The organism is Rhodospirillales bacterium, assembly GCA_018666775.1.
Taxonomy (GTDB): Bacteria; Pseudomonadota; Alphaproteobacteria; order SMXQ01; family SMXQ01; genus JABIXC01.
On record JABIXC010000002.1, the window covers coordinates 107,915 to 118,096 of the forward strand.

Below are 10,182 nucleotides of genomic sequence, written 5' to 3' on the forward strand. Positions count from 1 at the left end.
ACAAGGAGTAGAACATCCTTGGTTCCCCCGTGCCTTCGATTTATAATGTCTAATCTGAAGAAATGCACCCAAGGACCCCCCATGATAGATCCATTTGGACGTTCCATAAGTTATTTACGCGTTTCGGTTACAGACCGATGTGATTTTCGCTGCCAGTACTGCATGGCAGAGGACATGACTTTTTTGCCAAAATCAGAAGTTTTAAGTTTGGAAGAGCTAAACCGGCTCTGCACAACCTTTGTTGATCTTGGCGTCCGAAAGCTTCGCATCACCGGGGGGGAACCTCTGGTCCGTAAAAATGTCATCACCTTGTTTGAAAATCTTGGGCGACACCTTCAATCGGGCGCCCTGGATGAGCTAACCCTTACAACCAATGGCTCCCAACTTTCTCGTTTTGCGCGTCCTCTTGCCGAGATCGGGGTACGCCGTATCAATGTTTCTCTAGATACGCTTAATCCAGAGAAATTTCGGGCCCTGACCCGCTGGGGGGATATCAACAAGGTGCTGGCAGGAATTGATGCCGCCCTCGAAGCTGGCCTCAAAGTCAAAATCAATACAGTTGCCCTTAAAGGGATCAATGATGATGAACTGGATCATTTGGTCCAATGGTGTGGAGATCGCAAATGCGACATGACCCTGATCGAGACCATGCCTCTGGGTGAGATATCAGAAGATCGCACCAATAACTACTTGCCACTTTCTGTCGCCAGAACAGAACTTGAGAAAAACTGGACCCTGAATGACACAGAGTTTCGGACAGGCGGGCCATCGCGTTATGTACAGGTCGAAGAAACGGGTCAATTGCTCGGCTTCATAACCCCGCTTACCCATAATTTTTGTGAGGGGTGTAACCGGGTTCGGGTTACCTGCACGGGCACGCTCTATATGTGCCTTGGCCAGGAAGATGCCGCCGACCTTCGCACGCCACTTCGGGCGAGCGATGACAATGGGCTTCTTGTCGAAACCATCCACGATGCCATTGCAAGAAAACCCAAAGGCCATGATTTCGTTATAGATAGACGGAACAGTCGCCCAGCACTTTCCCGCCATATGAGTGTCACTGGCGGTTAAAAGCCATAAAACCTAAAGGAATTTAACAGTGGCAGAATTACTCGGCCTTGGCCTAAGTCACTTCGGTGGGTACATGTTCTCTGATGAGGATATGTCCGCAAGAATCAAGCACCGCCTGGAAGAAGGGTCCCTGCCCGAGTCACTGATGACCCCAGCTGGGTGGCCAGCGCACATGCGCGACGAATGGGGGAACGACGAAGGGGCCAGCTTTGCTGCCAGGCACCGTGAACAATATTTTTCTGGCCTTGATCGTGTTCGCCAGGCACTTGATGCCTTCAAGCCGGATGCAGTCATTATTTTTGGTGATGATCAATATGAATGCTTCAGAGAAGACCTGATCCCTGCCTATTGCCTTTTCATGGGCGAATCCTTCAAGTCAAAACCATATCTTCGTGCCCGTGGTCTAGGTGGGAAAACGCCCAACATTTGGGATGATCCCTTTGATCTTGTGAACACTATACAAGGGGCCCCAGATGTTGCCCGGTTCCTTATCAATGCGCTTTTAGAAGAAGGGTTTGATCCCGCATACAGCTACTCGTTGCCACATCAGGAATACTTGGGTCATGCCTTTACAAACACCTTGATGTTTCTTGACCACCAAAGAAAGGGCTGGGATTATCCGGTCCTTCCCTTTGCTATCAACGCCTACGGATCTGCCTTGATTAAGGCCAAAGGTGGACTGGTGGAAAAAGGTGCCAAGGCCCAAGATAGAATGCCCGACCCTTCTGCCCCCACCCCTAAACGCTGTTTTGAATTAGGTCGAAGCATTGCGCGCATCCTGGAACCAAGCCCATGGCGCGTCGCCCTTGTTGCATCAGCCAGTTTCTCCCACGCTTTTTTGACTGAAAAAAACCACGGTTTCTACCCAGACTTAGATTCTGATCTCTCCCGGTTTGACGAACTGAAGTCTGGAAATTATCTTGCCTGGAGAGATTTGCCCCTTTCCACGCTGGAAGATGCTGGCCAACATGAGCTTGTCAACTGGTGCCCCATGATCGGTGCGATGGAAGAAGTCGGCCAAAAACCAACCTATTGTGAATTCATGGAAAGTTTTCTCATGAATTCAAACAAATGCGTAGCTGTTATTCCCCCCGCCGATTAAGTTGATAATAACAGGCAGGATTTTAAAATTGATCCTCGGCAGCACATATTCAACAATTCTCCACATGACCATTCTTGGCACCCTTTTGTTCGGGTTTCCCAACATGAGCATTCCATGGCCAGAGTCGGAAGCCCCGGATGAGACACAACTTCGTGTTGTTGTTTTATCAAAGCAGCAGATCCAGGAACTGAAGAAGCAACACCCCAAAAACACCATCCCTCGCAAAAGGCTGCCCACACTTAATTCCAAGAAAGACGTGGCCAAGCAGCCTAATTCCAAGCAGCAAAACAGCCCATCAAAGGGTGTGCGCAAGCCTGGAATACTTGTTGGAACGATCTCATCCAAACAAACGTCAAAAATGCCCCCCCAAAAAAGACCTTCCTCAGAATCTGAAGGGGCACCCGCAAAAAAGAATAATGCATTGAAGGCCTTCACTGGCATATCGACAACAAAAAACCTCCCAACTCCGAATGCGCCTACGCCCCAAAATGGGAAAGCCCCTATCAAAGCAAGCCTCCAAAATACGCCTCCCCCCTTGTCCGCCCTCTCATCCTTGTCAAAGCCAGCAGCCTTTCACCCAGCCCCTCCAAATGATGCAATTTCAAAACTTTCTAGAGAACTTGCTGATAAAATTCCGCGATTAAAATCCCTGCGTGAAGCCACCATCGACACAAAACAAACAAAAGAAAAAAATCCAGCACTTGAACAAACAGCCAAACGTTTAAAAAGCCGCTCAGAAGAAGGCTACGCTCATGCTCAATATTCTTTGGCAGAAATGATTCTCACAGGAGATGTTTCAGATGGTGGACAAAAGAAGGCTATCCAGCTTTTAAACCGTGCAGCCATTGGGGGGTATCTGCCGGCGCAGCTTGCCTTAGGTATTCTTTCCGCAGAGGGTAGAATTATGGAACGCAATGTAGCTGAAGCACATACTTGGTGGGCAATTGCAGCAGATCAAGGCATCAAACAAGCTCGAGAAGCTTTGCATAAGCTCGAGAAAAATATGACCTCACGAGATGCCGTGGAGGCCCGAAAACGAAACTTTCAACTACGACAGGTCCTGGTTCTTATTCATGGATCAGATCTTAAGAAAGCATCTAAATCAGAACTGAGTGATCGGCTCCGGGTTGCAGCAACACTTGGCGATGTTGAATCTGTCCATGTGCTCTTGGCCCAAGGTGCAGATGCCGATGGCACAGATGAAGATGGTCGAAGTGCAGTTATTGAAGCCGCATGGCGTGGCTATATAGATATTGTAAATACGTTGATAAATGACGGTGCCAATTTAGCCGCTACTGACAATACCGGAAAGAATTCCCTCATGTGGACTTCCATCAATGGGCATCATAATGTCGCAAAAAAATTAATTGCCTCTGGCATTCCCATAAATGCCAAAGATAAAGAAGGCATAACGGCCATTATGCGCGCAGCATGGAATGGTCATGTTGAGACAGTGCAAACACTTCTCAAGGTAAAGGCAAACCCCCATTTAAAGGACAAAAAGGGGCGTACAGCGCTGGATTTCTCCATCCTGGAAGGCAATATAACCATTGTAAATATCCTCAAAAAAATCCCCCCTCCCCGCTAGAGATTTGCTACTAAACGTTCAAAACAATAATGTCTTGGTAGCGATCCACTTAGGAACGTGTAAAGTTTCAGATATAATGCTTACGTTTCACTGACAAACCCCGGAGAGCCTCAAGGTGCGTTACAAGAAAGTTTCCTTTGTTGCTGCAGAAGCACCACAAGCAATACAGGCGCAGGTGGCGCTTACCAAATTATATGGGAATTGCCCCCCGGATCAGGCTGATGTGATTGTCCCCCTTGGTGGGGATGGTTTTATGCTGGAAACATTACACCGGTTTATTGATCAAAATATTCCCGTTTACGGCATGCATAGAGGTAGCATCGGCTTTCTGCTGAATAGTTATGAAGAAACGAACCTTTTATCGCGTCTTGATTCTGCAGATGCCGTTACACTGCACCCATTGCGGATGCAGGCAAAGACCGTCTTAGGGGAAATCCATGAGGCACTGGCCATCAATGAAGTTTCTCTGCTCCGCCAATCCCGCCAAGCTGCAAAAATTCGTATCAAGCTTGATGGTGTAACGCGCCTGGAAGAACTGATTTGTGATGGTGTACTGCTGTCCACCCCGGCAGGAAGCACCGCATACAATCTTTCCGCCCATGGCCCAATCATCCCCATTGGGACTGATCTTTTAGCCCTTACACCAATCAGTGCATTCAGGCCCCGCCGATGGAGAGGTGCACTTTTAGCGGCATCCACACAAGTGACCTTCGAAACCCTGGAATTTGACAAACGGCCAATCAGCGCTGTTGCTGACTTCACGGAAATTCGCGATGTCACAGAAGTTAGCGTCTCCGAAGACCAGAGCCATTCTCTAACCCTTTTATTCGATACCGAACACAATCTTGAGGAACGGATCATCCGGGAACAATTTTTGCCCTGATCCTGAAAATGCACAAAGCCGCTGGCTATTTATCACCTGGGGCTTTTTCATTTGGTGGAAGAAATTCTATCCTTCGACAATCAAGCGATAATTAATCGTCGGATTCAAAGGACAGGAATAGAAATATTCCCCAGACCTTAGCGAAATCCGGTAATCCTTCGTCACCCCTTTATTCAACCCGCCACCTGATACGCTGGGCAATGTAATTCGTCCCAAACCACGCCCCCTTAACCAAAACCCTAGGGGATAGGGAACATTCTTATTTGTTACTCGAAAAATATATTTTCCCGGTTTTAGACGATAAACCTTGGATTTTTTTAATCGCTGGGCACCGGTCCTCTTATTAATGTCATGACAATCTTCAGACTTGGTCGTGTGAAACATATGATTGATGCCATTTTCAGATTCAACAAACTGACATCCCGTCTGCGTCAACGTTATAATGCTCGGTGTATCAGCCGCCCTTACCGGGCCTTCAATTACAAACACCGCAATAAAAAGGGCTGAAATACGCCATAGGATTTTCATAATAATTCCCCGTAAAAAGCCCTGATCTGCCAAGGCACCACTTGTTCATATGTAATTTATATGGAGTAGCCTCCACATCAAAATCACCTTGCTGCACATTTTCGTGAACAATCCCAACAAACACCCAAATATAACATTGCTATATAAATTGACGCACACGCTCAGAACCTATTAACTCATTGAAATATCATGATTATCAAGGTTCACACCCTATGAATGCATCCTCTGCTCGTTGGAAAACGCCTGTCGTCATCTTGCTCTTTGGCACAATTGTTCTCATTCTTTCAATTGGGACACGCCAAACCTTTGGCCTGTTTATGGAACCTATTTCAAGCGCCCAAGGATGGGGCCGGGAATCCCTCGCATTTGCTTTCGCTACCCAGAATTTGGTATGGGGGCTAAGCCAACCCTTCATCGGTGCCGTTGCTGACAAGTGGGGTTCAGGAAAAATTATTGCGGGTGCGGGTATCCTTTATGCCTTGGGCCTTTACATGATGTCGCAGGCAACCAGCCCGGGTGATGTTCTTTTATCGAATGGCCTCATGATTGGCTTTGCCCTTTCCGGTTGTGGCTATCCCATTATTTTGGCAATCGTTGGGCGTTCGGTTCCTGAAAAACGCCGAAGTCTTTTCCTGGGCATCGCCAGCACCGGTGGCTCATCAGGGCAATTACTGGTGATCCCCATGGCCCAAGTATTCATTTCCAATTATGGGTGGGTAATGGCCCTGATCCTACTTGCCCTCATGACCGCTTTCATGGTTCCCCTTGCTGCCGCCCTGACAGGAAAACCAAAAATGCCAGAAGGCGAGAATACGGAACAAACCTTACGCCAAGCCCTGGTCGAAGCACGTGGGCATTCCGGTTACATTCTTTTAACCAGCGGGTTTTTTGTTTGTGGCTGGCAAATCGGGTTTGTTACAGCCCACATGCCTGCTTACCTTTCTGATCATGCTATCCCCATATCCATCGCGGCGCTATCGCTCGCCGTCATTGGATTTTTTAATATTATTGGAACATTCACCGCCGGGGTACTGGGCGGGTATTTTCGTCAAAAATACCTTCTTGGCATCATGTACTTTTTGCGATCCGCTTTGTTCCTTGTATTTCTTTTCATGCCAATCAACACGACAACCGTTCTTATTTTTTCGGCCGTCCTTGGGCTCTTGTGGCTTGCAACAGTTCCCCTAACCTCTGGCCTGGTCGCCCACATATTTGGTGCACGCTATATGGCGACCCTCTACGGGATTGTATTTCTAAGCCACCAAATTGGCAGCTTCTTTGGCGTCTGGTTGGGTGGCATTCTCTATGATCAAACGGGAAGCTACAATTTAATCTGGTGGGGATCCATCGGGCTTGGCTTAATTGCATCCCTACTGCATGTCTCGCTGAATGATGAAAAAGTAGCACGTCCCCTAGCATCCCCAACCAACGCTTAAGCCTTCACCCAGCAAGTGGCATCACCAAATCCGCATCATCATTTGCGGGACTGTTTACACGACGGCTGACAGGATAGCACTGCATTTCCTCTGCCGGGAAAGGCAGGAGAAGCGCCTCAAGGACTTTGGGTGATTGTGGCTCATCTTCCCCCAACCATGCACCATAGTATTCTGGTGACAAAATCACCGGCATACGGTCATGGATTGGGCGGACCAAAGCATTCGCCTTGGTGGTAATGATAGAAAAAGACAATATTTCATCGCCATGGGGGCCCATCCACTCATCCCACAACCCTGCAAAACCATGGGGTTCCTTTGTTTTAAGGGAAAAGAAATGGGGCTGCTTTCCGTCTTCGGTTTTCTGCCATTCATAAAAACCATCTGCCGGAATCAAACAACGGTGCTGACGAAAAGGCCCCCGATATGCCGGTTTAATCGCAGCAGTCTCTGCACGTGCATTAATCATCGAAAAACGCGTATCTGGCCCCTTTGACCACGATGGCACCAGCCCCCATTGCATGAAGCTGAATTCCCGCCCACCTCGGGCAGATTTTCGAACCACTGGCAAGGGTTGGGTCGGGGCACAATTATAGTGCGCTGGGAAATTTGGTAGCGCCCCCGTTACACCCAAAAACTTCGCTAATGTATCAGGCGGCGAGCTGATGGCATATCGACCACACATTACTCAAGGCGCACGTTCTTGGAAAAATCATAATCAGATGACGATCCACAATTGAAATCCCATTCGATCTCTGATTTGTCTCGTGCGGGGTCAAATAACCACGCAAGGAATTCAAGTTGTGTGGCCCAGGCAGTCTCCGCCTGTTCCTTGCGATACCGTCCCGGCATGGTGTCATTCAGCCAACCATGGGGGGCACCACGAAAGAGGTTGATCGAATATGATTTCAGATTGTCCTCAAGGCAGTTTCTAAAACGTCTGACGTCATCCAAAGAAATAATGTGATCTGCCTCACCAAATGATCCAAACACCGGGCAGTCAAGGTCGGCAATCACCTCTGCCAGTGCGCGGGGTTGGCAATCGTTCACCTCCCATTCGCGCTTCGATGCTGCTCCATACCAAACCAGTGCAGCTGCGATTGGCCGCTTGGTCGCAAGAATCAATGGGTGACGTCCAGTTTGGCAAACACCCATAACAGCACAGCGAGATAAATCGGAGCCTTCATTTGCTTCCAGCGCATCCATAGCCGCAGAAAGGTTTTCCACGGCTTCATCATCTGTCAGGTCGTAACGATCGTCCCCGCGATGTAATGCATCCTGATCGGGGTGGCAGAAGAAAGTATCGGGCGCAATACAGGTATAGCCATCGTGTGCAAACCGCCTGGCTAAATCCTTGGTATGGTCCACAAGGCCATAGCGTTCATGCATCAACACAATGGATGCATTTTTTCCCTCATCCGAAGGTTTTGCCACATAGGCTGGCATCCCTCCGGCACAGGTTACATCTTTAACGATGATGTCTTTATCTGTGGCCATACTTCCCCCTTGTTACTGATCTGCTTGAAACTGCCGATCAATTTAATTCCGACACAATAAAATGGTGCGGGTGGCCGGACTTGAACCGGCAAGGCCGAAGCCGAGGGATTTTAAGTCCCTTGTGTTTACCAATTTCACCACACCCGCACGGGTCTTGCCCGGATAATGTAAATTTTGGCGCGGCAATGCAATGGCTCCCATGCAACAAAGTCTCTTTTTTAAAATTCAGGCACAAAAAAAGGGCCCCCAAACACCCAAATTGGGTGCCTGGGGGCAAAACAAGCCAAAATCATTCCTTAAATCGTCAATCTAACACCAGTTTCCATATGAGGATGCCTATCAAGGCACCCATTTTAAACAGGATAACGACCATGACATTCCGAACCGTTGTCCATCGGGCAGCACAAATCCTTTCGTGTGATTCAATCTGGGTAAGCGCCTTAACGGCCATATCACGGGTCTCACTCATGCCCAGGCCCTCCGAGGATTATTCGGTGCCGCAATAATGATCGTCATGCCGATGTCTACTTCCAGGCTTTCATCAAGCAAGCGAAGATTCGCGTGGAACTGGCTGTCAAAAACGGCTGGGGTCAATTCTGCACCCTCCGCATCAAAGGTGGCCGGGATCGTCACAACCGGCCCGATCAGGTCCAGAGCATATTCGTGGGTGTAGCAAGCTGGTCCACCTTCAAGCATATTAACGAAAGGCAGTCCAGCCAGAAGGGTTGTTTTGTCGGGGGCTTTTAGGAATATATCGATCATGCTGTTAGTACCTGTATTTGGGCGTTAGATAGCCGGGTGTTGTAATAGGTGATCCGTGCAACGTGTCCATCCCATTCACGGTCTATCGTGCCGGGGTCATAGCCAATTGCGAGTTCCGTGTTACCCGTGGGGACTATGTAACTAATGTCTGCTGCTTTAACCGCGCCATCTGTAACAAGAACGGCGTCATCCCCCGCCCCTGTCCACGCTACGCCTATTTGTTGTGAGTTGGCAGCACTCCAATAACCTGCGTCCCCGTCCACCAACACACCAAATGTTGCGCTTTCTCCAATACCAAACCTTGTCGCGTTGGCAGGGGATGTCCCCGGGTCAGTGGCTTGGATCAAAATTCTGTCAGTTGAAGCACTTTCAATTACTAAAATATTGGACCACAGATCGTTGGCCTGCATCTTGGATGCTTCAACAATAAAGGTGCCATCCCCACCATCATTGAACCAGCTTACGTCCGAAACAGTCGGAATATCTGCGGCGCGGGTGCCGCCCAGAATTGTGCTGGTTAGGACAGAGCCTTCGACATTATTTGGTGCCCAGAAATATAATTCTTCGCCAGAAAGAAACGAGTTAAAGCCGCCAAGAATAAGACGGTGGCTCGTCGTATCTAGGGGGTTGTAATCATACTCAAATCGTTGCCATTCTGTTGTGATATTATACAAAACAAGGCCCGCGACAACGCCACCGAAAGGCCCCATTCTAGCCACAATACAGGTGATAGAAAAATTGCCGCCTGTCGCCGACTTGAGCCAGAACGACCACTTGTGATTGTTAGTATTGGCCGGGGTAAAATCTATGACCGCGTTGCCATCGCCTGTTGAAACTAATTTTTCCGCCGTGGTTGTGCCATTTGGTGCGAGGGCATCATTTAGTGTGTAAGTTGCATTTACGACCGACCAATTTGAAAGGTCTGAGATGCCAGTTGGTAAGTTTGCAGCCGCATTCTCAACTAGTAGCCCAAGGCTTTCACCCGTTACGGGGTCATGGTCAAGGCGGGGCTCATTCGTAGAGGCCGTTTGCATGATCCGGGACGAATCGAGATAGGTGGCGGAAGACGCACGGGTGAATTGCACTTGGTCAATCCCCACCACGCCGGCAAAATCGGCCAAAAAAGAGGGGGGGGGGCATGAGAACGATTGGAGCGGCTATGGGCCTGATAATGGGTACTGTCCGTCGTCATATAAAATGGAACATCTGGCGGCCTGATCTAAGAGAGGGTCTGGCCCATCTGGTTGATCATATTAAGCGGCGTATTTGCGGTATTGCAAGCGCCGGGTTTCCATGGTTTTCCGTTTGATCCTTTCCC

11 protein-coding genes and 1 tRNA gene are annotated in these 10,182 nt (G+C 48.8%); 5 read left to right on the plus strand and 7 right to left on the minus strand.

From position 1 onward, the window contains the following. Positions 1 to 45: 45 nt before the first annotated feature. The 4 genes from moaA (at position 46) to HOJ08_00525 (ending at position 4,644) form a co-directional block, all read left to right on the plus strand. Positions 46 to 1,071 carry a GTP 3',8-cyclase MoaA gene (gene moaA / locus HOJ08_00510; GenBank protein ID MBT5671917.1) on the plus strand — a complete coding sequence of 342 codons (1,026 nt, stop codon included), beginning with the start codon at positions 46 to 48 and terminating at the stop codon, positions 1,069 to 1,071. Between the two features lie 172 nt (positions 1,072 to 1,243). Continuing rightward, the gene (locus HOJ08_00515) at positions 1,244 to 2,173 is read left to right on the plus strand and encodes an extradiol ring-cleavage dioxygenase (protein MBT5671918.1); all 930 of its coding nucleotides are present in this window, start codon (positions 1,244 to 1,246) and stop codon (positions 2,171 to 2,173) included. A 28-nt stretch (positions 2,174 to 2,201) separates the two neighbouring features. Further along, the gene (locus HOJ08_00520; GenBank protein MBT5671919.1) at positions 2,202 to 3,761 is read left to right on the plus strand and encodes a hypothetical protein; all 1,560 of its coding nucleotides are present in this window, start codon (positions 2,202 to 2,204) and stop codon (positions 3,759 to 3,761) included. Positions 3,762 to 3,876: 115 nt separating this feature from the next. After that, entirely contained in the window at positions 3,877 to 4,644 is a 768-nt protein-coding gene (locus HOJ08_00525) for an NAD kinase (GenBank protein ID MBT5671920.1), read from the plus strand. 66 nt (positions 4,645 to 4,710) lie between these two features. Here the strand turns inward: HOJ08_00525 and HOJ08_00530 are convergent, their stop codons facing one another. Further along, positions 4,711 to 5,172 carry a hypothetical protein gene (locus HOJ08_00530; protein MBT5671921.1) on the minus strand — a complete coding sequence of 154 codons (462 nt, stop codon included), beginning with the start codon at positions 5,170 to 5,172 and terminating at the stop codon, positions 4,711 to 4,713. 212 nt (positions 5,173 to 5,384) lie between these two features. On the opposite strand from HOJ08_00530, the gene HOJ08_00535 reads away from it, so the two are divergent. Further along, the gene (locus tag HOJ08_00535) at positions 5,385 to 6,608 is read left to right on the plus strand and encodes an MFS transporter (GenBank protein ID MBT5671922.1); all 1,224 of its coding nucleotides are present in this window, start codon (positions 5,385 to 5,387) and stop codon (positions 6,606 to 6,608) included. Between the two features lie 4 nt (positions 6,609 to 6,612). On the opposite strand, the gene HOJ08_00540 is transcribed toward HOJ08_00535, so the two are convergent. The 6 genes from HOJ08_00540 to HOJ08_00565 form a co-directional block, all read right to left on the minus strand. Continuing rightward, the gene (locus HOJ08_00540; protein ID MBT5671923.1) at positions 6,613 to 7,290 is read right to left on the minus strand and encodes an SOS response-associated peptidase; all 678 of its coding nucleotides are present in this window, start codon (positions 7,288 to 7,290) and stop codon (positions 6,613 to 6,615) included. Further along, a complete protein-coding gene (locus tag HOJ08_00545; protein MBT5671924.1) occupies positions 7,290 to 8,102 on the minus strand; it encodes a dienelactone hydrolase family protein in 813 nt (270 codons plus the stop codon). The genes HOJ08_00540 and HOJ08_00545 overlap by 1 nt, the downstream gene beginning before the upstream one ends. A 62-nt stretch (positions 8,103 to 8,164) precedes the next feature. Next, positions 8,165 to 8,249, minus strand: a tRNA-Leu gene (locus tag HOJ08_00550). Positions 8,250 to 8,406: 157 nt separating this feature from the next. Then, positions 8,407 to 8,571 carry a hypothetical protein gene (locus tag HOJ08_00555; GenBank protein ID MBT5671925.1) on the minus strand — a complete coding sequence of 55 codons (165 nt, stop codon included), beginning with the start codon at positions 8,569 to 8,571 and terminating at the stop codon, positions 8,407 to 8,409. Further along, the gene (locus HOJ08_00560) at positions 8,568 to 8,864 is read right to left on the minus strand and encodes a hypothetical protein (GenBank protein ID MBT5671926.1); all 297 of its coding nucleotides are present in this window, start codon (positions 8,862 to 8,864) and stop codon (positions 8,568 to 8,570) included. Before HOJ08_00560 ends, HOJ08_00555 begins: the two co-directional genes overlap by 4 nt. Beyond that, on the minus strand, positions 8,861 to 9,949 hold the full coding sequence (locus tag HOJ08_00565; protein ID MBT5671927.1) for a hypothetical protein: 1,089 nt from the start codon (positions 9,947 to 9,949) through the stop codon (positions 8,861 to 8,863). Before HOJ08_00565 ends, HOJ08_00560 begins: the two co-directional genes overlap by 4 nt. Positions 9,950 to 10,182 lie beyond the last annotated feature (233 nt).